Origin of the sequence: Streptomyces bluensis (genome assembly GCF_014650715.1) — a bacterium.
GTDB classification, from domain to species: domain Bacteria; phylum Actinomycetota; class Actinomycetes; order Streptomycetales; family Streptomycetaceae; genus Streptomyces; species Streptomyces bluensis.
Genome location: NZ_BMVM01000028.1, coordinates 61,245 through 84,327 on the forward strand (window position 1 = coordinate 61,245; position 23,083 = coordinate 84,327).

General features: G+C 71.6%; 14 protein-coding genes and 2 pseudogenes. 9 read left to right on the top strand and 7 right to left on the bottom strand.

Annotated elements, in window-relative coordinates:
- Positions 1–253: 253 nt before the first annotated feature.
- Positions 254–544, bottom strand: a complete 291-nt coding sequence (locus tag IE262_RS37040; protein ID WP_189879951.1) for a hypothetical protein — start codon at positions 542–544, stop codon at positions 254–256.
- A 67-nt stretch (positions 545–611) separates the two neighbouring features.
- The gene (locus IE262_RS37045) at positions 612–890 is read right to left on the bottom strand and encodes a hypothetical protein (protein ID WP_189879953.1); all 279 of its coding nucleotides are present in this window, start codon (positions 888–890) and stop codon (positions 612–614) included.
- Between the two features lie 313 nt (positions 891–1,203).
- On the opposite strand from IE262_RS37045, the gene IE262_RS37050 reads away from it, so the two are divergent.
- The 3 genes and pseudogenes from IE262_RS37050 to IE262_RS37060 all read left to right on the top strand — a co-directional run bounded on the left by IE262_RS37050 (position 1,204) and on the right by IE262_RS37060 (position 4,313).
- The gene (locus IE262_RS37050; RefSeq protein WP_189879955.1) at positions 1,204–2,406 is read left to right on the top strand and encodes a cytochrome P450 family protein; all 1,203 of its coding nucleotides are present in this window, start codon (positions 1,204–1,206) and stop codon (positions 2,404–2,406) included.
- Between the two features lie 201 nt (positions 2,407–2,607).
- A pseudogene (locus IE262_RS37055) lies at positions 2,608–3,369 on the top strand (zinc-binding dehydrogenase); the annotation flags it as partial.
- A 38-nt stretch (positions 3,370–3,407) separates the two neighbouring features.
- Positions 3,408–4,313: a class I SAM-dependent methyltransferase gene (locus IE262_RS37060; protein WP_189879958.1), complete on the top strand. Its 906-nt coding sequence runs from the start codon at positions 3,408–3,410 to the stop codon at positions 4,311–4,313.
- An 87-nt stretch (positions 4,314–4,400) separates the two neighbouring features.
- Here the strand turns inward: IE262_RS37060 and IE262_RS37065 are convergent.
- A pseudogene (locus tag IE262_RS37065) lies at positions 4,401–6,046 on the bottom strand (alpha/beta hydrolase).
- Between the two features lie 166 nt (positions 6,047–6,212).
- Entirely contained in the window at positions 6,213–6,470 is a 258-nt protein-coding gene (locus IE262_RS37070; protein WP_134039687.1) for a hypothetical protein, read from the bottom strand.
- A 607-nt stretch (positions 6,471–7,077) separates the two neighbouring features.
- Between IE262_RS37070 and IE262_RS37075 the strand changes: the two genes are divergently transcribed.
- From IE262_RS37075 to IE262_RS37085, 3 genes are all read left to right on the top strand, one after another.
- A complete protein-coding gene (locus tag IE262_RS37075) occupies positions 7,078–9,705 on the top strand; it encodes an AAA family ATPase (protein WP_189879960.1) in 2,628 nt (875 codons plus the stop codon).
- Between the two features lie 3 nt (positions 9,706–9,708).
- Positions 9,709–12,489: an AAA family ATPase gene (locus IE262_RS37080; protein ID WP_189879962.1), complete on the top strand. Its 2,781-nt coding sequence runs from the start codon at positions 9,709–9,711 to the stop codon at positions 12,487–12,489.
- A 316-nt stretch (positions 12,490–12,805) separates the two neighbouring features.
- Positions 12,806–13,498 (top strand): LuxR C-terminal-related transcriptional regulator, encoded by a 693-nt coding sequence (locus IE262_RS37085; protein ID WP_134039684.1) that lies wholly within the window; start codon positions 12,806–12,808, stop codon positions 13,496–13,498.
- Positions 13,499–13,558: 60 nt separating this feature from the next.
- Here the strand turns inward: IE262_RS37085 and IE262_RS37090 are convergent, their stop codons facing one another.
- Positions 13,559–14,332 carry a thioesterase II family protein gene (locus tag IE262_RS37090; protein ID WP_134039683.1) on the bottom strand — a complete coding sequence of 258 codons (774 nt, stop codon included), beginning with the start codon at positions 14,330–14,332 and terminating at the stop codon, positions 13,559–13,561.
- Positions 14,333–14,512: 180 nt separating this feature from the next.
- Positions 14,513–17,401, bottom strand: a complete 2,889-nt coding sequence (locus IE262_RS37095; RefSeq protein WP_189879964.1) for an ATP-binding protein — start codon at positions 17,399–17,401, stop codon at positions 14,513–14,515.
- Positions 17,402–17,760: 359 nt separating this feature from the next.
- Between IE262_RS37095 and IE262_RS37100 the strand changes: the two genes are divergently transcribed.
- From IE262_RS37100 to IE262_RS37110, 3 genes are all read left to right on the top strand, one after another.
- Positions 17,761–18,942, top strand: coding sequence for a cytochrome P450 (locus tag IE262_RS37100; RefSeq protein WP_134039681.1), 1,182 nt, complete (start codon positions 17,761–17,763; stop codon positions 18,940–18,942).
- 152 nt (positions 18,943–19,094) lie between these two features.
- On the top strand, positions 19,095–20,285 hold the full coding sequence (locus tag IE262_RS37105) for a cytochrome P450 (RefSeq protein ID WP_229877912.1): 1,191 nt from the start codon (positions 19,095–19,097) through the stop codon (positions 20,283–20,285).
- A gap of 100 nt (positions 20,286–20,385) precedes the next feature.
- Positions 20,386–21,219, top strand: a complete 834-nt coding sequence (locus IE262_RS37110; protein WP_189879966.1) for a phytanoyl-CoA dioxygenase family protein — start codon at positions 20,386–20,388, stop codon at positions 21,217–21,219.
- Positions 21,220–21,300: 81 nt separating this feature from the next.
- Here IE262_RS37110 and IE262_RS37115 read toward each other — a convergent pair.
- The coding region (locus IE262_RS37115; RefSeq protein WP_189879968.1) for an alpha/beta fold hydrolase at positions 21,301–23,083 on the bottom strand (1,783 nt) is incomplete at its 5' end.

Sequence of the window (23,083 nt, forward strand, 5' to 3'; positions counted from 1 at the left end):
CCGCGGCGTCCGAAGCGGCCGGCAGATGACGTACAGGCAGGCGGTCCAGGTGCTGAGCATACAGATTCGCAAAGCATACAGATCCCCAAAATGGGGCGCACTTAGAACGCCTGACGAAATGATTTTCGATGGGGGTTGGATCGCTCCGGGAGCAAGGCTCCGGGGGTGCGGCCCGGCGCTTGCCCGGTTGAACGGCTGCGGCCCGCGGACACTTGGTGTGTTCGCGGGCCGCAGCCCCAGCAAGACCGAGGGCTCAGAGGTACCAGACCCAGAGCTGATAGTTCCTGTTGGCGGAGTTCCAGCGACATTCCCAGTCCCAGGCGTTCCAGTGGTTGTCGTAATACCACTGGCCGCGGGTGTCGCAGGGGGCGAGCCGGTTGAACCGCTCACCTGTGTCCTCCCAGCCGATCGCGGCGACATCGGACCGCGATACCGAGGATGACGATGGTGCGGCTGCGGCTGCGGCTGCGGCTGGAACGGTTGTGCCGCCCAGGACGAGCGCGGCTCCGATCCCCGCGCTCACCAAGGCCATGCGAGTACGCACGAAAGTGGCTCCTTTTCTGCCGAGTTGGTGGATGACGTGCATGGGCTGCCTGTGCGGCGCGGCCGTGTCAGACCAGGTCGACCCAGAGCTGGTAGTTCCTGTTGGCGGAGTTCCAGCGGCACTGCCAGTCGTAAACGTTCCAATAGGTGTCGTACCACCACTGGCCGCGGGTGTCGCAGGGGGCGAGGCGGTTGAACCGCTCCTCTGTGTCGTACCAGCTCATCGCGGTGACATCGGACTGCGATGCCGACGATGGCGACGGTGCGGCTGCGGCGGGAACGATGGCGCCGCCCAGGACGAGCGCGGCTCCGATCCCCGCGCTCACGAAGACCTTGCGCATACGCACGAAAGCACTCCTGTCTGCTGAGCTCACTGAACGTCGAATTGAGCCGGTTCGGACACACCCTGTCGATGCGTCCACCCGGTTGGAACTGCCTTCAATGTGCTCGGGCGACCTGCCATAGACCTTGGGGGAATCTTGAATCCCCTGGTCAGCGCGCTGCGGTCGTGAGGGCGCCCGCGCCCGACCGCCACAGGCACACCAGCGCTTCAGCCGCGCCTTGCCGCACCCCCGGATCTCTGGATGCGTCTGGATGCGTCCTTCGCCGAGGCGCCGCCCGCTGCTAGCGTCGGGTGAACCGGGAGACGGGGGGCAGGCGATGGCGGCAGGCGACGTGATCGATCTGGTAGCGATGGGCGAGGACTTCGTCCGCGATCCGTATCCGGTTTACGCCGCGCTGCGGGAGCGCGGACCCGTGCACAAGGTGCGGATTCCGGAGGGTGCGGAGGCCTGGCTCGTCGTCGGGTACGAGGCCGGCCGGGCCGCGCTCGTGGATCCGCGGTTGTCCAAACAGTGGAAGAACGCCTCGCCCTCCTTTCCCATCCCCAGTCCCTCTGCGGGCCCGCACATGCTCAACTCCGACCCGCCGGACCATGAGCGGCTTCGTAAGCTGGTCGTCCGTGAGTTCACCCCGCGCCGGATCGAGCAACTCGCGCCGCGCGTGCGGCAGATCACCGACGAGTTGATCGACGCGATGGTGGCGCTTCCGGAAGGGCGGGCCGAACTGGTCGAGGCACTGTCGTTCCCGCTGCCGATCTCGGTGATCTGCGAGCTGCTCGGCGTGCCGATGCTCGACCGGGCCGCGTTCCGCGCCTGGACCGGCACGATCCTCACCGACCCCGACCCGGGGGCGCGGCTGGCGGCGACGGGTGAGGTGGCGACGTATCTCACCGAGTTGCTGGAGCGCAAGCGTCTGGTCCCGGGCCAGGACCTGATGAGCGCCCTGATTCGCACCACCGACGAGGACGGCGACCGGCTGTCTGCGGACGAACTGCGCGGTACCGCCTGGCTGCTGCTGGTCGCGGGGCATGAGACCACGGTCAATCTGATCTCCAACGGCGTGTTGGCCCTTCTGACCCATCCGGACCAACTCGCCGCGCTGCGCGAGGACATGACGCTCATGGACAACGCGGTGGAGGAGATGCTGCGCTACGACGGGCCGGTGGAGACGCCGACGTTCCGATTCACCACCGAGCCGGTCGAGATCGGCAACACGGTCATCCCCGGCAGTGGTGAGCTGGTCCTCGTGGCCCTGGCGGACGCGAACCACGACCCGGCACGCTTCCCCGACCCCGGCCGCTTCGACATCCGGCGGCCGGCCCACGGCCATGTCGCCTTCGGCCACGGCATCCACTACTGCCTCGGCGCGCCGCTCGCCCGCATGGAGGCACGGATCGCGATCGGTGCCCTGCTGGAGCGCTGCCCCGACCTCGCCCTCGACGCCCACCCGGCCGCCCTGACCTGGCGCCAGGGCATGCTCATCCGCGGCCCTCGTCAGCTGCCCGTCCGGTGGAAGTCCTGACCCTGCGCCTGCCGAATGCCTCATCCGTGCCGGTCAGGGCCCAGGCGTGTACTCGTGGACGGCGGCCCCCGGCACATGGCTGGTTCTGACCGGCGCGCACGGCGTGCTGGGTGGGCAAGCGGCGCCCCTTGAGGACTCCGCGCGCTCTACCGGTGCCCACAGGCCGCAGGAATGATGAGGAAACCGCACGGAACCACGGCCGGGGGCGCACTGGCCCCCCGGTGGTTCGGCCAGTCGTCGTTCGCCGAGTACGCGCTGGTCCCGGCTCGCAACGCCGTCCGGGTCGATCCGTCACTGCCCATCGAACTGCTCGGCCCGCTCGGCTGTGGCTTCCTCACCGGCGCGGGAGCGGTCCTGAACGTCTTCGGTGTCGGCCCTGGTGCCACCCTCGCGGTCTTCGGTGCGGGAGCGGTGGGCCTGGCCGCGGTGATGGCGGCCACCGCCTCCGGGGCGGTGACCGTGGCCGTCGACCGGTACCCCCAACGGCTGGCCTTGGCCGAGCGGTTCGGTGCGATCCCGCTGCCCGCCGCATCGGCCGGCCTGCCCGACCGTATTCAGCGGCTGACCGACGGCGGCACCCAGTACGCGCTGGACACCACGGGCTCCGCGCGGCTGATCAACGACGCGCTCCGGGCACTGCGCCCGACCGGCCACCTCGGCCTGGTGGCACGGCTCCACACCGCGCTGCCGCTCGAACCGGGGACGCTGGACCGGGGCCGGAGGATCTCCCACATCTGCGAAGGGGACGCGGTGCCAGGAGTGCTGATTCCGCGGCTGACCGGACTGTGGCAGGCCGGGCGGTTCCCTTTCGACCAGCTGATCCGCACGTACCCGCTCGCCGACATCAACGAGGCCGAAGCCCACTGCGACGCGGGCCGCGTGGTCAAACCCGTCCTGGTTCCGGAGGGGAAGCCGATGAGCGAGGCGTGCGCCGCCGCAAGCTCAAGCGGGTATTCCGGGTGACCGCCTCGGGGTCTCTACTCTCGCAACGGAGGACACACATGATCGGCACGGCGCAGGGGAACACGGGTGTGGACGGCGTGGACGGAGGGGTCGGCCTGACCGCTCTCCTGGTCGCCGCCGCACGGGCGATCGAGACCCACCGCCACGACAGCCTGGCACAGGACGTCTATGCGGAGCACTTCATGCGCGCCGCACCGGCGTCCGCGGGCTGGCCGGTCCGCATGGAACAGGTTCCGGACGGGGACGAGAACCCCTTGTGGGGGCGGTTCGCGCGGTACTTCGGTCTGCGGACGAGGGTCCTCGACGACTTTCTTCTCCGGTCCGTGCAGGCGGGCGCCCGCCAAGTGGTGCTGCTCGGGGCGGGGTTGGACGCGCGAGCGTTCCGACTGGACTGGCCTTCCGACTGCGTGATCTTCGAGATCGACAGGGAGGGCGTGCTGGAGTTCAAGCACAACGTGCTCGGGGCCCTGCCGGCCGCCCCGAAGACGGCGCGCGTACCGGTGCCGATCGATTTACGCGCCGACTGGGTCACAGCGCTGACCGACGCCGGCTTCGACACGGCCGCACCGAGCGTCTGGCTGGCCGAGGGGTTGCTGTTCTACCTGCCCAGCGCCGCCGAGACGCATCTCATCGACGCGGTGCACCGGCTGAGCACGGGGGGAAGCGCGCTGGCATTCGAGGTCAAGCTCGAAAAGGACTTGCTGGACTACCGCGACAGCCCGCTCTACACCGCGACGAAGCACCACATCGGCATCGACCTGCTCCAGTTGTTCGACAAGGAAGCGCGGCCCGACTCCGCACGCGATCTGGCGGACAGGGGCTGGTCCACATCGGTTCACACCCCCTTCGACTTCACCCGCCGGCACGGACGCGGCCCGCTGCCCGAGCCGAACGACGCGCTGGAGGGCAACCGGTGGGTGTTCGCGGCCAAGCCCCGGCCGTAACCGCCGCCTTGCCGGACGGGGGCGGGACCCCGCCAGGAGGTCCCGCCCCTTCACTGGGTCATTCGGCAATGGGCCGTGCGACCGGGCTCAGAAGCGGTCCGGGGCACGCTCCGGGAGCGGAGACCCGGGGAGCACGTCCCGCTTCTGGTTCTTGCGTGCCTCCGCGTTCGAGTCGGCCGTCGCCTCGCAGGTCACGTCCTTCGCCGGGAGCCTTCCGGTGAGCAGGTAGTCGGTGACCGTGCCGTCCGTGCACGCGTTGCCGCTCGGGTAGACGCCATGGCCCTCGCCGCCGAGGACGGTGACCATTTTCGAGCCCTTCAGGTCGGCGTGCAGGGCCTGACCGCTGGGCAGCGGAGTCTGCGAGTCCCACTCGTTCTGGACGACCAGGGAGCCGACCCTGTTGTTCACCTCGGTTGCCGGTTCCACGGACTTGTCCCAGAAGGCACAGGGTTTGATGCTGGACGCGAAGTCACCGTAGAGCGGGTAACGGCCCTTGTCCTCGATGGCGTCCCGCCGGTAGGTCTCAGGGTCGCCGGACCACGCGGCCGAGTTGTCGCCGCACACCACGGCCCAGAAGACCGCCATCATGTTGTCGGACGGCACCTCGGCGGCATCGGCGGCGGCCCCCGCTGTTCCGGTGCCCCCGGTTCCGGCGAACGGCGCGAGCTTCTTCGCGGAGGCGGGCTCGCCGGCCGCGGCCTTCTTCAGTTCCACGAACGCCTCGGTGGCGTACTTCGGGCTGAAGACCGCCCGCGCATACCGCTGCGGATGTCATCACCGGTGGTCGGCTGCCCGTCCACCTCGATGGGCTTCTCGTCGGCCTGCGCGACCAGGTCCCAGAACGTCCGCTCGACCTGCTTCGGGGTATCACCGAGGCCGTACTCCTCCGAACGCTCGGCGGCCCACTCGGTCCACCGGTCGAACGCGGGCTCGGCGCCCTCCGCCCACCACTGGATCATCCCTCGCCAGGCACGCGCGGGATCGACCGCGCTGTCCAGCACGAACCGTTCGGCCCGGCCCGGGAAGAGCTGGGTGTAGACGGCGCCCAGGTAGGTGCCGTACGAGTAACCCACGTACGAGATCTTCTTCTCGCCGAGGATCGCCCGGAGCAGATCCATGTCGCGCGCGGTGTTGCGCGTGGTGATGTGCGGGAGCGTGTCGCCCGCTTTCTCCTTGCACTTGTTCGCGACGTCGCGTGCCCAGGCGACGTCCTTGCCGAACGTCTCCTCCTTGTACGGCCGCAGCCAGTTCTCCTCCTCCGGCTCCAGATCGCAGGAAACCGGGCTGCTCTGTCCCACACCGCGCGGGTCGAAGCCGATGAGGTCGTACTCCTGCTGTACGGCCTCGGGGAGCTGCTCCTGCATCCCCAGCGGCATGTAGAGCCCCTGTCCCCCGGGGCCGCCGGGGTTGGAGAACAGGACACCGTGCCGCTTGTCGGGGGCGGTGCTCTTGATCCGGGATATGGCCAAGTCGATCCGCTTGCCCCCGGGCACCCGGTAGTCCAGCGGGACCTTGATCGTGGCGCACTCGAACTCAGCCGGAGTGTCGGCTTGGCACCGCTTCCACCGCGGCTTCTGCTGCACATACCAGTCCAGCGCACCCGTGGCGGCGGACGAGGAGGCGGTCGACGGGGCGGCGGCCGGAGCGGCGGTGGCCGTCGAGGTGGCGAGCGCGGGGGCCAGCGTTGCCGTGACACTCACGGCCAAGAGGGGCGCGAGACGTCGTTTGCGCACGATTGCGATCCTTCCGGTCTCCTGTTCGGACACGAAAGATCTTTCAGGAACCGGCCACGCAGGGGATCCCTCGCCGGGCTGCACCTCCCCTCCACACTGGGAATGACACAACGAGCTTGTGTAGTACCCGAGTTGTAGGGGAAGCGCCCTGCCGTGACTTGGCGCTTCAGTTGACGGATTCGGCAACCGAAGCGCTCAACTCGACGGTGACCAGTCGGCGCGTAAGGGGCCGCAGGCACGCGGCCTCGGGGGCCCTGGTCGAGAACGGCGTCATCGAGCCCTCACAACCGAGGAACTGCCCGCCTCCGAGAACTGGGCGCTGCTCGCGCAGTGGGACGTCGATCTCCAAGGACGTGAGGGCGCCACCCTCCACCGGGTGGTCCCGTACCAGGACCTCGCCGAGCGGCCCTTCGACGGCGTCCATGTCTCGTTCTTCTGGAGCCCCTGAGCCGCCTCACCCTTCCTCCGACCGCCGAGGACATTACGGGCGAACAGTCCGCACCGCTCAGCAAACGAAACTCGCTGACAAATCGAAGCCAAAGGAAGTGAACTGAAAGGCCGTCAGGAATCGTTTCCTGAGCCGGCGGGATTCGTTTTTACTCAGCTGGGTATAGATGAAAACCAGCTATGTCCCCGAAGCGGGAATCAAATTCTTCAACCCGAGTTACCGGCCCGTTTCTCGGAGATGACTCGTCGGTGTTGGGACGGAACCAAGTGCCCACTCTGATCAGGCCCTTGACGGGCGGGAACGCCCGAGCGACCTGCTGCGGCATTCAACCCACGCGCTCTTGCCAGGTGCCGTCCACTTATCAACGCGCGTTGATTCCTCAGTAACCTCAAAAAAAGCTCAGGGATCCCCCGAGTAACCTGTAATGGCGGTGCGCGGCTCGCTAATCTCCGATTCGAAGGAAGAGCAGGTCACCGGCTGTCATCAGACGAGAGGTGCGCATGCGAAACCGTCCGCGGCCCGCCGACCGGCCCCCCACCGCCCCCCACCAGGTGCGCGCCGCGACCACCCCCCAGGGGCGCCCATGACCGCCACCCCCGCGTTCGTCCCCGCTCAACTCGTCGGCCGGCAGGCCGTGCTCGACACCCTCGACGGGTTCGTGCGACGGCTGGAGGGCGGTGTCTCCGACATCGCTGTCGTCACCGGCCCCGTGGGCTCCGGCCGCAGCGCCGTCCTCGAATGGGCCGTCGACCGGGCCCGTGCCTCGGGTCTCGTCGTCGGTGTCGCCCGCTGTTCACCCCGCGAGTCCCAGCTCCCGTACGGCGCCATCACCCAGCTGCTGGGCACGTTGTGCCGGCCCTCCCGGATCGGTGCCCTCGCCTCCGGCATCGGCCCCACCAGCAGACCCACGGACACCGTGGCCCGCATGTGCGACACGCTCCTGACGCTGTCCGCCGGCAGACCCGTGCTGCTGGCCGTGGACGACCTCCATCTCGCCGACGCCCATTCCCTGCGCCGGCTGGTCGACCTGATCCACCGCGCCCGGCAGGGCGCCGTCCTCGCCCTCGTCACCTCCCCCGTGCCGGTCCGTCAGGTCCTGGCCGCGGCGGGCGCCCAGCCCGCGGCGCCGTGCCCGGTGCACACCCTGCGCCTCGACGCGCTCACCGCCGCCGAGGCCCGCGGCGTGGTCGAGGCCCGCGTCGGCCACCCCGTGCAGGGATCCGTGCTCACGGCGGCCGGGGTCGCCGGCTGGTCCCCCGCCGTCCTGCACGCCGTCGCCGACCGGATCACCGCGCTCGGCCGCCCCCTGGACACCGACGCCGTACCGCAGCTCATCGCCGCCGCCCGCACCGCCTGGTCGACCCGCGCCCTCACCACCCTGCACGGCCTGCCCGAGAACGTCGTGGCCCTGCTGCGGGCCACGGCCGTCGGCGGGCACCAGTTGGAGCCGGCCCGGCTCGCGGCCCTCGCCGGCCTCGACGCCACCGCCTTCGCCGACGCCTGGGACGGCCTGAGGGCCTGCGGGCTGTTCGCCGACACCGACATCCCCCGGCTGCGCCACCCCTGGTTCGCCGACGACGTCCTGGCGGGCATGACCGGACCCGAGCGCGACCGGCTGCACCGTCGCGCCACGTCGCTGCACGGCCAGGAGGGCGCGCGCGTCGGCACCGTCGCCGAACTGCTCGGCGACGTCACCTCACTCGTGCGCTCATGGACGGCCTCTGACCCGGCCGCCTCCTCGCGCCCGCGGCACGCGGCCGACCTCACGACCGCGTCACTGCGGCACTCGCTGGGCGAGCCGGTGACCGAGGCGGAGCGGGCCCGGCGCCTGATCCGCCTGGCCGCCGCCGAGGCCGTCACCGCCCCGCAGGCCGCGGACGGCCGGCTGCGCCAGGTGATGCTGCGCCACCTCAGCCGCGAGACCTGGCCGGACGTACTCACCGCCGCCGATCTGCTGCTCAGCCGCGGCGACGCCGAGACCGCGCGCTGGGTGATCGCCGACGTGCACCAGCGGGCCCTGACCAAGATCCCCGACGAGGAGCTGCGTCCGCTGCGCGCCCTCGGTCGCCTCGCCCACAAGGAGAAGGGCGGCCTGCCGCTCGTCGCCCCGCTCCCCATCCACTCCGACCGGCCCGGGCACCCCGCCCAGTCCGCCGTCCTCGCCTGGACCCTCGCCACCCGCGGCGACGACCGGACCCGGGTTCTCGAACTCGCCCGCACGGCGCTCGACGAGCCCGAATCCGCGCCGTTCATGTGCCGCATAGCTGCGGCCCGGGCCCTGCTGTGCGCCGACGACGTGCCCGCCGGCCTCGACCGCCTGGACGCCGTCGCCTCGGACGCCCGCCGCTCCGACGCCCTCGCGGCAGCCGCCCAGGCCCTGCTCAGCCGTGCCGAGGCACAGATACGTCTCGGTCACGGCGAGGAGGCCCTGCACGAGCTGACCGCCGCCACGCGGGCCCTGCCGCCCGCGTCGTGGCACAGCCTCCTCGCCCCCCGGCTCGCCGCCGCCGAGATCCTCGCGCTGATCCGCTGCGGCCGCGTGGAGGAGGCCGGGCACGCCTCGGAACGCGCCCGGAGCCGGCCCGAGGGCCACAGCGTCACCACGGCGTTCCTGCTGTACGCCCGCGCCGAACTCGCCCTCATCGACCGGGATGCCGCCCGTGCTCTGCTGCTGCTTGAGGAGTGCGGGCGCATGCTGCGGGCCAAGCGCTGGCGCAATCCCATGCTCATACCGTGGCGCAGCGCCGCGGCCGTCGCCCACCATCACCTCGGCGCGCCCGCCACCGCGGACGACCTGCTCGTCCAGGAGCGCGATGTCGCCGAGCGCTGGGGGACGCTGAGCGCGTTCACCGCGTTGCGCGCCCGCACCCACGAGGCACTGGCGCGCAACGGCGTCGAGGTGCCCTGGGCGGCCGCCGGGACCGACCGGTCCGCCCAGCCCGCACCGTCCTCACCATCCTCCCGGTCCGCCCAGGACAGCCTTACGGCGACGCCCGACGGGACCGCCCCGGAGCCGGACCCGCTCACGCCGTCCGAGCGCGACGTGGCCGCCCTCGTCCTGGCCGGGCTGGCCAACCGTGAGATCGCCCGCCAACTGGGCCTGGCCACCCGCACGGTCGAACTGCGGCTGACGCACACCTACCGCAAGCTCGGTGTGAAGGGGCGCGCCGCCCTCGTCGCCCATCTGCGAGCCCGGCAGGAGGACGGCTGATCCATGCTGCTGGAGCGCGAGCAGGAGCTGGCCGTACTCAACGAGGCGGTCACCGAGGCCCGAACGGGCAGCGGCGTCCTCGTCGTCGTCGAGGGCGGCACCGGCACCGGCACCACGGCCCTGCTGAACCGGCTGGCCGAGCGGGCTACGGCGACCGGCGCCCTGGTCCTGCGCTCCGGCGGCATCCCCGCCGAGCGCGGCGTCCCCTTCGGTGTGCTGCGCCGGCTCGTGCTTCCGCTGGTCGCCGAGCGCGACCTGCCCGCTCCCCTGCTCACCGCCGTGTCGCCCACCTCCGCCGACCCGGGCCACTCGGGGCCGGGCGGCGAGGCGGGCGCCGCCGTGCGTGCCGACACGCTCCACTGGCTGCACATCCTGTTCGCCGGCCTCAGTGCCGAGCGGACCGTGGTACTCGCCGTCGACGACCTGGGCTGGGTCGACGACGACTCCCTGGAGGCGCTGGCCCATCTCGCGGCGCGCCTCGACGGCCTGCACATGCTGCTGGCCGTGGTCCGCAAGGACGGCCTCGGCACCCGCGACCCGCTCGTCGGTGAGATCTCCGCGGCCGCCACCCACCGCGTCCGGGCCCGCGGCCTGTCCCGCCGGGGCACGGCCGCGCTGGTGGCCCGGCACTTCGGGGACGGCTGTCCCGACGAGTTCCGCCGGACCTGTCACGATGTCACCGGGGGCCGGCCCAAGGATCTGCGGGTGCTGTGCGACCGGGCGCGACTCCGGCGGCTCGGCGCACCTCACTGGCACACGCAGCGTCTGCGCGGGCTGGGCGAGTCGCTGCATCGCGAGCGGCTGCTGTCGCTGCTGCGGCGCGAACCCGTCCTCGACGCCTTCCTCAAGGCCACCGCCGTGCTCGCCGACCAGGCCACGGACGACACCGTCGCCAAGCTCGCGGGGCTGACCCGCCGGCAGTGCGCGTACGCCCGTGAGGTCCTCACGCACGCGTGGCCGCCCACGGCCGGACAAGGCGAGGCCGCCCACACACGCGCGGCCTGCGCCGTCGTCCTCCAGACCATGGGGGACGAGGAGAGCTCCCTGCGCCATCGGCAGGCGTCCGCCGTGCTCGACGCGTGCGGCGCCGGACCGGAGGAGGTCGCGGCGCCGCTGCTGCACGTCGACCGGATCGGCGACCCGTGGGAGATCCACCAGTTGCGCGCGGCGGCCGCGGCCGCCCGCCGCCGGGGGGCGCCGGAGACGGCCGTGCGCTATCTCGGCCGTGCCCTCGTCGACGTACCCGCCGCCAGCCATGTCCGCGCCGAGTTGCTGTACGAACTCGGGGTCACCGAGCTGGACCTCAAGTCGCCGGTAGCGGGCCGCCACTTGGTGCAGGCCGCCCGGCTCATGCCGCGGCTGCGGCGCCGTGCCGAGGTCGTCTCCAGCACCCCGATGGACATCGTGCGCAGCGATCCCGAGGTCGCCGCGCTCGTCCGGGAGACCGCCGCCGGTCTCGGGACTCCGGGGGAGGGCGACCGGCACGGCGAGTACCTCGCGATGCGGCTGGAGGCCCGGGCCCGGTACGCCGGACTGGAGGACCCCGGTCTGGTGACGTCGGCGACGCGCCGGCTGCTCGACCTCGGTGAGCAGCGCTACGGCGCCTCGGCGGCCGAACGCGAACTGCGCACCGTTCTCGTGTTCGCGGCCGCCATGGGCGGGCAGGCCGACCACCGCACGGTGGCCCGGATGGCCCGGCAGGTCCTGGAGGAGGAGCCGGCGCACACCGCCCTGACCGGTCCGGCGTTCGAACTGCTGCCTCCGGTGCTCTACTGCACGGACAGCCCGCACTTCGCCGCGTCCTGGCTGGACGCGGCGCGCCTGTACGCCTCGCAGGAGGGCAACCGCGCGACGCTGTCCCGGGTCGAGGCGGTGCACAGTCTCGCGCTGCTGGCGCGGGGCGAGGTCGGTGCGGCCCGGGAGTGCGGCGTGCGCGCCGTCGGGCTGGCCGAGGGCGAGACGCCCAGGGACAGGGTGCACGCCACCCTCGTCCTGGGGCCCGTCGCGCTCGAAGTGGGCGACGCCGAACTCGCCGCGCGGCTCCTTGAACCCGTCGAACCGCCCGCCGACCTGCGGATGTTCACCCTGTTCGGCGCGCTGAACGGGATACTCGCGGAGAACCGCGGGAATCCGCAGGTGGCGCTCGCGCACTACCTGGACTGCGGACGCGTCCTGGAACGCGCCGGGTGGGTGAATCCGGCGTTCGCGCGCTGGCAGGTGCGGGCCGCCCTGATCCACCACCGCGCGGGCCGGACCGCCGAGGCCCTCGCTGCCGCCCGGACCCATCACGAACGCGCCCTGGCCTGGGGCGCGCCGACCACGCTGAGCCGGGCGCTGCGTCTGCTCGGCGTCGTCACCGAGGGCCCGCCGGGCATCGAGTTGCTGCGGCAGGCCGTCGACATCGTCGAAACGGAGGGCAGCCGACTGGAGTTGGCCCATGCCCTCACGGAATTGGGCAGACGTCTGCAACGGGAATCCGTCCCGGACGGCGATCGGCTCTTCCGACGCGGCCGTCGACTGGCCGCCGAATTGGTCAACGCGCCGGCCGACCCCGGGACCGGTACCCCCGCACGCTCGGCGCGGGCGCTCTCGGCCGGGCTCACTCCAGCCGAGACGAGAGTGGCGGAACGCGCGGCACGCGGTCTGAGCAATAGGGAGATCGCGGAGGAACTCGAAACGAGTCTACGGGCCGTGGAAAGACACCTCACGAGCTCCTACCGCAAATTCTGCATTACCGGCCGGGAACAACTGTCCCACGCGATGGGAATGAACGGGACCCGCTAGCATGCCAGCACTGCATTACACCATGCGGCCGCCCTGCGCGGAATTTTGTTCTTTGTGTTCACGGCGTCCAGGGAACGCAAGGCCACCGGGTTCGCTGGTTACTGAACGGTACTCAAAAAACGCCCGCATACGGGACCGCAATCCGCACCGAACCACCGTCGGTGGGCACCGCAGTCTTAGCGATGAATAGGGCCTTGCGAACCCTGATTGTCTTGACATGTATTTTCATTCGATGGCAATGTCATGGGTGCAGGAACACTCCCCGTCGCGGGATGCACCACTGGTCATGAGCGCTGAGAGAGAGTGGCCCACCCCCATGAAGAACGCCGGCCTAGACTCCCCAGAGATTCTCCCCGACGCACCACGGAACTGGTCTCCGGAACCGTATCACGACAATTATTTAGCGCTTTTCGAGCAGTCGCTCGTCTGCATCGCGAATCTTGATCTGGAATTCCGGATAATGGAGGCCAACCGGTCATTCGCCCGTCAATTCGACCTGAATCCCGGGCAGGGCGCGGGAACGGACTTCTGTGAACTCCTGCACCCCAGTGTGCAGGGTAAGCTGAAGAATGAGTTGATCCGCTTGGCGGACGGTCAGAGTCCCCGGTTCGCCGACCACTTGGTAGCGCTGGGCGCGAAGGACGCCGTATTCCGCGGCGAGATGACCGGAATCGCCGTTCGGAGCGGTGTCGGCCGGGTGGACCGCATTCTGGTGCTGGTCGACCCGGAGCAGTCCGAGACCGGTCCGCAGATCGCCAATGCACGGCGGAAACTCTTCAGCCCGATGCACGCCCGCATTCTGGAGGGAGTGGCATCAGGTGAGTCGACGGTCCAACTCGCCACGAAACTCTTCCTCAGCCGCGGCGGAGTGGAGTACCACGTTTCCTCGCTGCTGCGGAAGATGAAGGTGACCAACCGGCCGGCGCTGATATCGAAGAGCTATTCCCTCGGTGTCTTCGCCGTCGGTCAGTGGCCACCGCGGGTACGCCCGGAATTCGTGTCCGACTGACCGCGACCTCCTCCTTGCTTCGAAGGCCCCGCCGTTGTCGTCGGCGGGGCCCAGCGCTTGTCAGGACCCGGCCGCACGGGCGGCGTCGAGCTCTGTGAGGATCTCGGCGTACACCTCGTTCAGGTGACCGGTGAGGAAGAAGTGGCCGCCGGTGAAGACCCGCATACGGAAGGCGCCTTCGGTGTGGTCGCGCCAAGCCTCGGCCTCCGCCAGTGTGGTGCGCGGGTCGGCGTCGCCGGTGAGGACCGTCAGCGCACCGCGCATCCGGCGGCCGGGCGGGCAGGTGTAGGTCTCGATGGCGCGGTAGTCGCCCCGGATCGCGGGCAGCGCCATCCGCAGCAGCTCGTCGTTGCCGAACACGGCCGCGTCGGTGCCGTTGAGGAGCCGCAGCTCGCTGATCACGCCCGCGTCGTCCTGCTGGTGGACCTGCTCGTCCCGGTGGGAGGAGGGGGCGCGCCGGCCCGAGGCGATGACGGCGTGTGGCGGATTGGCGCCGAGTTCCTCCAGCCGCAGCGCCGTCTCGAAAGCCAGGACGGCGCCCATGCTGTGGCCGAAGAACACCGTGGGCTTCTCGGTGAGCTCGCGGATCTCCTCGCACAGCAGGTCCGCGAGCTTGCCGATGTCCTCGACACATGGCTCGGTGCGCCGGTCCTGACGTCCCGGGTACTGGAGCGCGACCACGTCGACCTCCGGGGCGAAGCGCACCGACACCGGGTGGAAGAAGCTGGCCGAACCGCCCGCGTGCGCAAAGCAGACCAGCCGTACGGCGCTGCCGGCGGAGGGGTGGTAGCGGCGGATCCACGCCGTGGTGGCGTCGTCGGCGATACGCGACATGGGCGTCCCTTTCCAGAGCTTTCGTCGGTGCGGCGGCGGCAACGGGCCCGCCGTCGCCGCCCATTGAACGCGGGCTGCCACCCGCAAAACCCTAAACTTCCGGCGCCACGGGGCACCGTCGCGACCGGTTCGAGCACGACCGCTACCCGTTCCACGGATGACCTCTGCCCTGCGGCCGCCTCAGCCGACGTCTCCGCGCTCGGCGGCGAGGACGTTCGCGAGTTCGCCCCGCCCCCGGATGCCGAGCTTGCGGTAGACGCTCGTGAGGTGGAACTCCACGGTGCGCTGGGTGAGGAACAGGGCTTCGGCGATCTCCCGGTTGGTGGCTCCCGCGGCGGCGCGCTCGGCGACCTGCCGTTCGCTGCCGCTCAGCGCGTCGGTCGGTGACTCGGTGCCGCGCCGCAGCCGTCCGCCGGCCGCGCCGAGGGCGGGCACGGCCTGGTCGAGGAGTTGCCGGTCGCCGCACAGCACGGCGATGTCGATGGCGCGGCGCAGCCGTTCACGCGCGCCCTCGGAGTCACCGCGCTCCAGCAGCCGCCGGCCGAGCAGATACTCGGCGCGGGCCTGTTCCAGGCGGCCGGGGCTGCCGTCGAGGAGACGGGCGGCCTCGGTCAGTTCGTCGATGCCGGTGTCGCCGGGCGTGAGCACACCGCGTGCGACGGCGAGCATGCCCTCGGCCCGGGGCGTGCCCCAGCGCCGCACCGCCGGCGCCACCCGGTCGACGACGTCCCGTCCCTCGCCGTACCGGCCGAGGTCGGCGAGAACCTGCGTGGCGTCGTACCACCAGGGCGCCAGCACGGGGCTGCCGATGCCCGCCTCGGCGAGGCTGTCGCCGCACCGCACGAGATGGCCGAGCGCTCCCTCCAGGTCACCGAGCGCGGCACGGGCGCGGGCCCGGCTCATCATGTAGGTGTGCGACTCCAGTGCGAACTCGTCCAGGCGGGGCCGGCGCACCAGGTCGAGCAGTTCCTCGGCGCGGCGGGCGTCGCCCCGCAGGACCAGGACGTCCGCGAGGGTGCAGTGCGGGCCCACGGCGCTCTTCACATGCAGATCGCGGTGGACGAGATCGAAGGCGAACTGGGCGTCCGCCAGCGCCTGCGCGGTGTTGCCGGCCCACAGGTGCACCTGGGCGCGGGTGGTGGAGGCGAGGGCGCTGTTCCAGGCCTGGCCGCGCTTCTGGGCGTGTTCGAGGAGGGTCGTGAGCACGAACTCCACGGGCTTGATCTCGTCGGCGAGGTAGAGGGTGAGGCTGGCGCCCAGGGCACCCCAGCCGCCCAGGGAGACGTCCCCGACCCGCAGGACCCGCTGGGCGGCCGGGACCAGTTCGGCGGCGGGGCGGCCCTCCAAGGTGCCGAGCGCGCACAGCATGCCGAGCAGCAGACGCTCCTCGGCGGTCTCGCCGGGCGGCAGGGTGTGTTCGCGGAACCGTTCGCTGACGCGGCGCACGGTGGACTTCTCGTCGAGCCCGGAGACCAGCGCCATCGCTTCCACGAGGGTGCGCAGTGCCTGTTCGTCCGGGGTGTCGCCGAGTTCGGACTCGACCATGGGCAGGGTCTCGCCGACCAACTCGAAGGCGCGCAGCGAGTTCTGCACGCCGAGGGAGGTGATGACGTACTGGAGGACGAGACGGCAGCGCAGGCGCGGGTCGGTGGCGAGGGACAGCGCGTGTTCCAGCCGGCTGAGCGCGGTGGGGTGGTCGGAGTGGGCGAGGACGCGGGCGGAGGCGGACAGCAGCTCGATGTCGTCGAGGTCGTACCGCAGGGCGCGGGAGAGGTACTGGCCCGCGGTGGCGGGGGCGCCGCGCTGCTCGGCGCCGAGGGCGGCGGACCGCAGGACGGTGACCATCCAGGGCTCGGGCACCTCGGGCAGATGCATCAGCTGGACGGCGACCTGGTCGCTGGGGCGCCCGGAGTCGTTGAGCAGGCGCGCGGCGCGTTCGCGCAGTGCGAGGCGTTCCTCGGCCGGCGTCGCGTCCAGGACGGCCTGGCGCATGAGGTCGTGGCGGTAGGCGAGGGAGTCGGGGCGCAGCAGTCCGGCGGCGCGCAGGGCGTCGACGGCGCTTGCGGCGGGGCCGGGCGTGGTGCCGGCGAGGGCGGCGACGGGTTCGATGTCCTCGGACTCCAGGACCGCGAGCGCCTTGGCCACGGCGAGCCGTTCGGGGGTGAGCCGGTCGAGGTGGAAGCGGGCCACGGTGCCGTGCCCGAGGCCGTCGCGCAACGCGTCGGCGTCGAGTGCGGCGTCCGGGGAGCGGCGTCTCAGCTCGCGGACGAGGAGCTGGATCAGGAACGGGTTACCGCCGGTGAGCTCCACGCAGCGTGCCACGGCGGAGGCGTCGGGCGTGACGGCGAGGGACGCGGCGAGCATGTCGCGTACGGCCTCGTCGGTGAGCGGCTCGACGTCGACGGTGAGGCAGGAGGCGGCGTCGGCCATCTCGTCCAGCACGTCGGGGCGCGCGGGCTCGACCTCGGTGCGCAGGGTGAGGAGCAGGGCGACCGGCAGTCCCTCGGCCCGTCGCAGCAGGAAGCCGAGCCAGCGCAGCGACGCCTCGTCGCACCACTGGAGGTCGTCGACGGCGAGGACGAGGGGGCGCTCGGCGGCGAGCGAGGCGGTGAGCCAGTACAGGCCGTGCATGACGCCGTACATGTCGGCGGGCCGGCCGTCGGGGTCGCCGTCCGTCGTGAGGGCGGGCAGAGCGAGCGCCGCGCTGCCCGCCAGCGCGGCACTTCCGGCCAGTGACCGGGCGGACGTTGCCTGTTCGGGCACAGGCCCCAGCAGCGGATGTCGCGCCGGGTCCCCGTCGGTGAGGCCGAGCGGCGCGAACAGCCCGCGCACGGCCTCGTAGGCGGCGCCGCCGCTCTCCTGGCATTTGACGGTGAGGACGCGGGTGTCCGCGTCCGGTTCGGTGAGGGCGTGCATCAGCCGGGTCTTGCCGATACCGGCGGGTCCGCGCAGCAGGACAGCGCGTCCTTCCCCCGTACCGTGAAGGTGCTCACGGATCAGGGCGAGTTCGAGGTCTCGACCGACGAGCGTGGGCTCGTCTTCCGCCTTCAGGCCGGAGGTTGAAGCCACCGCGTCTCCTGTATTGGCCCGCCACACACAGCAGTTGGCGGAATAGACGAATCGAACGACCCATTTCTCGCCCGATCATACGCACGAGCAGGGCTGTTGCTCGCCCGCACGCGATGCGGTCGCACACCCCCCAAGCCACGTTCACACTTTCACCGTCGCCAACGCGCGACCGGCCTCTGGCGTCCCGCCGCCGGTCAGGGGGTCGACTCGGAGTCAGCCGGTCCGGTTCAGTGGGCGGCCGAGAGGCGGAAGATGAGCGGGTTTCACATGTGAGTGTGGCGCACTACACATGAGTGGCATGGCGGGCCGGCGTCCAACTCTCGGGAAAAGGTCAGTGCCGGGACGGCAGGCTCTGACCCATGCCGCACACACCGGAGTTACCCGTGCTCGACACCGACTCGCGCCCCGTGTTCGCCCCCAGCCCGCTGCGGGCGCTGCGGGACGAGGCACCCGTCCGCCGCGTGCGGACACCGGCCGGTGACGAGGCCTGGCTCGTCACCCGGCACGCCGAGACGAAGGCACTCCTCCACGACGAGCGGCTGGGCCGCTTCCATCCCACCCCCGCCACCGCGCCCAAGTACGTCGACAGTCCCCTCGTGGAGATGCTGATCATCGACGACGCCGGCACGGCCCGGGAGATGCACCACCGGTCCCGTGCCCTGCTCGGCCCGCAGTTCGCGGCACGCCGTATGCAGGAGCTGAGACCGCGCGTGGCCGCCACCGCGCAGGTGATCGCCGCGGGCTTCGCCGGCCGTGAGCAACCCGCCGACCTGCACCGGCACTTCGCGCTGCCGTACTCGCTGAGCATCCTGCACGAGCTGATCGGCGTGCCGGCCGAGGAGCGGGAGCGCGCCACACAGCTCCTCACCGACATCGGCCGGGTCGGGAGGGACGGCGAGGCCGCACCGGGCCCGGGTCCGCTGTTCGCCCTGTTCGGCGCGCTCGCCGAGGCCAAACGGACCGCTCCGCGGGACGATGTCCTGACCCGGCTCGTCACCGCCGGCGTCCCCACCGAGCAGGCCGCCGCACTCGCCGCGACCCTGCTGATGGCGGGCCTGGAGAGCGTGGCGAGCTTCATCACCCTGGGCGTCGCACTGCTCACCCGCCACCCGGAGCGGCTGCGGACGGCGCTCGACGCCCCGGAGGCGATGGCCGGGCTCGTGGAGGAAGTCCTGCGCAACGGCAAGCAGTCCGGCTCCGTCCTGCCCCGCTACGCCGCCGCCGACATCGATGTCGCCGGGGTCACCGTCCGGGCCGGCGACCTGGTGCTGCTGGACTTCGCGCTGGCCAATCACGACGAGCGCGTCTTCGGGCACGCCGGGGAGTTCGACCCCGGCCGTGCGCCCAACCCGCATCTGTCGTTCGGGCACGGCATCTGGCACTGCCTCGGCGCCTCGCTGGCCCGTATCGAACTGGCCGAGGCGTTCACCGCGCTGTTCGGGCACATGCCGGAGCTGCGGCCGACGGTCCCGCACGAGCAGCTCGTGACCAGTGCCGGGCGGCTCGTCGGCGGGCCCGCCGAACTGCCGGTGCGGTGGTAGGGAAGCGTTCGCGGCACACAGCCCCGAACCGCGTGCCCGGGCCTCGGTTCCCGTGCCAGGACTAGGGATTTGCCCGCCGGGAGCGGCCCATCCTTCGTGTCACATCGGGGTCCGGAAGTCCCGGTGCACCTCCCGGTGAGAGGGGACGGCACGTGACAGCGACAGACTCGAAGGACGACGCCGCACGGCAGGTCGACTTCCCGTTCCGCCGGCCCGGCGAGCCCTTCCCCCCGCCTGGCTACGCCGAGTTGCGCGGGCGGGACGGGCTGGCGTGGTCGATGATGCCGGGCGGCCAGCGCGTCTGGCTGCTGACCCGGTTCGAGGACGTGCGGGAGGCTCTCCTCCACCCCCACCTGAGCTCGGACTCCCGCAACGAGGGGTTCCCCACCCCGGGCCGTACCGGCGGACCACCCGCACAGACCCAGATCCCCGGCTGGTTCGCCACCCTCGACCCGCCCGAGCACGACCGCTACCGGAAGATCCTCATGCAGGACTTCACCGCACGGCGGATGAAGGAGTTGCGCCCCCGCATCCAGAAGGTCGTCGAGGACTGCGTGGAGTCGCTGGCCGCCAAGGGCAGCCCGGCCGATCTGGTCGCGGACTACGCGGTACCCATCCCGTCACTGGTGATCTGCGAGCTGCTGGGCGTGCCCAACGCCGACCGGGCCTTCTTCGAGTCCCGTATCTCGGTCCTGGTCACCCTGTCCGCCACCGACGAGGAGCGGGACCAGGCCACCACGGAACTCCTGCGCTACCTGGGCCGGATGGTCACCATCAAACGGCACCGGCCCGGTGACGACCTCATCAGCACGATGCTCGCCGCCGGGGAACTGGCCCCGATGGAGATCGGCGGAGCGGCCCTGCTGCTGCTCATCGCCGGCCAGGAGACCACCGCCAACAACATCGCCCTGGGCGCGGTCCCCCTCATGACGCGTCCGGAGTGGATCGGTGACCCGGGCATCGTGGACGAACTGCTGCGGTTCTACTCCGTGGCCGATCTCGTGCCCCTGCGGGTGGCCGTGGCGGACGTGGAGATCGGCGGCCAGCTCATCAGGGCCGGCGAGGGCGTGGCACCGCTGGTGGCCGCCGCCAACTACGACGACGGCAGGTTCGCCTGCCCGCACGCCTTCGACCCGAGCCGCTCGGCCCAGGGCCATGTCGCCTTCGGCCACGGACGGCACAAGTGCCTGGGCCAGCACCTCGTACGCGTCGAGATGGAACTCGCCTACCGCGTCCTCTTCGAGCGACTGCCCGGCATCCGGCTCGACTGCGCGGTCGAGGACCTGCGCCACAAGGACAACGGCGTGCTGTACGGGCTCGCCGAACTCCCGGTGCGCTGGTGACCCTCCGGCCGCCGCGCGCGACTCGCGCCCTTCGGGCACCTCGCACGGAGCCGCTTCGCCGACCGAACCCGACACAATCCGAACAGAACCAGGATGTCGCATGCCCGCAGATCTGACCCGGCTTCCCGCCACCGCACCGGTGTCCGACGTCACCGCCGTCCTGGAACGCGACGGCGGTGTGATCGTGGAGAACCTCGTCGACGAGACGACCTTGAAGGGTCTGTGGGACGACCTCGGTCCCGCCCTCGACGGCGTCGGCTACGGGGACAGCTCGTTCACCGGCCAGCGCACCAAACGGCTCAGCTCGCTGTTCGCCCGCTCCCGGCACATGGAGCGCATCGCGCTCGACCCGTTGTACCTGGGCGCCGCCCGGGACCTGATCGAGCGCCCCTCGACGAACTGGTTCGGCCGACAGCGCACCGATCTCGCCCCGAACGTCCAGGTCAGCATCACCCAGGTGATCCAGATCTGGCCCGGCGAGACCGCGCAGCCGCCGCACCGCGACGACATCGCGCATCTGCTGCCCAGCCCCGGCCCGACGAACCGGGTCCAGATCATGCTGGCGATGAGCGAGTTCACCGAGGAGAACGGCGCCACGATGGTCTACCCGGGCAGCCACCTGTGGGAGGCGGAGCGCGCGCCGCGCCCGGAGGAGGCGGTGCAGGCGGAGATGGATCCGGGGTCCTGCCTGATCTGGGTGGGCGGTCTGTTCCACGGCGGCGGCGCGAACCTCGCCGACGACGCGCGCACGGGCCTCACGCTCGCGCTGGTGCGCGGCAACCTGCGCCAGGAGGAGAACCAGTATCTGGCCGTACCGCGGGAGATCGTCCGCGAGTACCCCGAGGAGTTGCAGCGACTGCTCGGCTGGGGCCTGTGCCCGCCGTTCCTCGGCTGGTACGAGCAGGAGGATCCGATCCGTCTGCTCGACGACTGACCACCGTCGCCGTACGGCGTCAACACGTCCAGGGCCTGTTCCAGGGCCGCCGCGCACACCGCGCGGCGGCCCTCGGCGTGTTCAGCGCTCCAGCAGCCAGGCGTGTACGGCGTGCGCCGTGGTGTCGGCGTCGCCGTCCAGCAGACTGACGTGGGTGCCGGGCACCTCCAGCGCCTCGTGCGACAGCGGCCAGGTGGGCCGGTCCGAGCCCAGGAGCAGGGCGGGGTCGTGTTCGGCGGCGGCCACGAACAGGGTCCGTGGCGCCTCGGCGGCGGGCGCGGGCCGCCACCCGTCGAACAGGCGGCCGTAGTGGGCGGTCGCGGTGAGCTGGTCGGCGTCGACGGGGACGTCGGGGAAGTCCCGCATGAGCCGGAAGGAGGTGGCGACCATGGCGAGCGCGAGGTTCTCGTCGGGCGTCTCCGGCGAGTCGAGCAGCACCAGGGCACGCGGCGGTGCGCCCGCCTCGGCCAGTGCGGCGGCCAGGAGGTGGGCCTGCCAGCCGCCGGAGGAGTAGCCCACGAGGGTGAGCGGCTTGTCCCCGAAGGCGGCGAGGACGGCCTCCGCCTGCCGGGCGGCGGCAGCCTCGGGGCTGTCGGGCAGCGCCTCGCCGACCGCGTAGCCCGGCGCGGGCAGCACCCAGACGTCACGGCTGCCGTGCAGGGCGGCGGCGAACCGGGAGTACTGGTAGGCGGTGACGGGTGCGACCAGCGACGGCAGGCACAGCAGTGCCTCGCCCTCGGTACCGGTGGCGAGCCGGACGGGCCGGAGGGCGGGGGCGGTCGCGCCGGCGCGGGCGTCCGGGTGGGTCGCCTCGCCGGGCGGCGTGTCATGCGACGAGTCGGGAAGGCCGAACCCTGGCCGCATCGCGGCCGCCATGTGCAGCACGTCCAGTCCCTTGTCGTACTGCTCCCGCTCGAAGGCGTACCGCACCAGCGCGGTCACGGAGTCGGTGGGTACGGCCGACTGCCTCTCCCTGTCGGCCAGTTCCCCACTGACGTGGGCGGCCAGGGCCTGCGGTGTGGCGTGCTCGTAGAGGGCGGACGTCGGCAGTTCGACTCCACAGGCACGTCCGACGCGGTTGCGGAGGTCGGCCAGCGACAGGGAGGTGAAGCCCAGTTCGAGGAACCGCTGCGTGACGCCGACCTCACCGGTGTCGGTGTGCCCGAGGACCTGGGCCACCTGGGCGACGACGAGCTCCAGGACGGCGCTCTCGCGCTCGGCCGGGGGCAGGGACCGGAGACGGTTGGCCGGTGCGAAGGGAGATGACGGCTCGTGGGGAGCGGGCAGTGGCTCGTCGGACGTGGTGAGTTCGCCCGGGGCCTGGGGGATACCGAGGAAGCTCATCGCGCCGTTCTCGCCCGCACGGTCGGGCAGCCAGTAACGCCGGCGCCGGAAGGCGTACGTCGGCAGGTCGACCCGGCGCGCGCCGGTCCCGGTGAACACGGCGCCCCAGTCGACGTCCGTGCCGTGGACGAAGACCTCGGCGAGGGCGGTGAGCAGCGCGGCGACCTCCGCCCGGTCGCGACGCAACACGCTCACGGCGACGGCGGTCCCGGCGGGCGCCTGTGCGCTGAGCACCGGGTCCGGGCCGATCTCCAGGAGCCGGCCCGCCCCTTGACCGGCGGTGACGGTGGTGAGGGCGTCGTGGAAGCGCACGGGCTTGACGATCTGGTCCGCCCAGTAGCGCGCGGTGGTCCAGTCGCCGTCCCGCAGCGCCTGCCCCGTGACGGTACTGACGGCGGGCACGGTCGGCGTGCGGTAGGCGATGCCGTCGGCCAAGGCGGCGAAGTCGTCCAGGACCGGCTTCATCAGGGGTGAGTGGAAGGCGTGGCTGACCCGCAGTCGCTTGGTACGGCGACCCCGC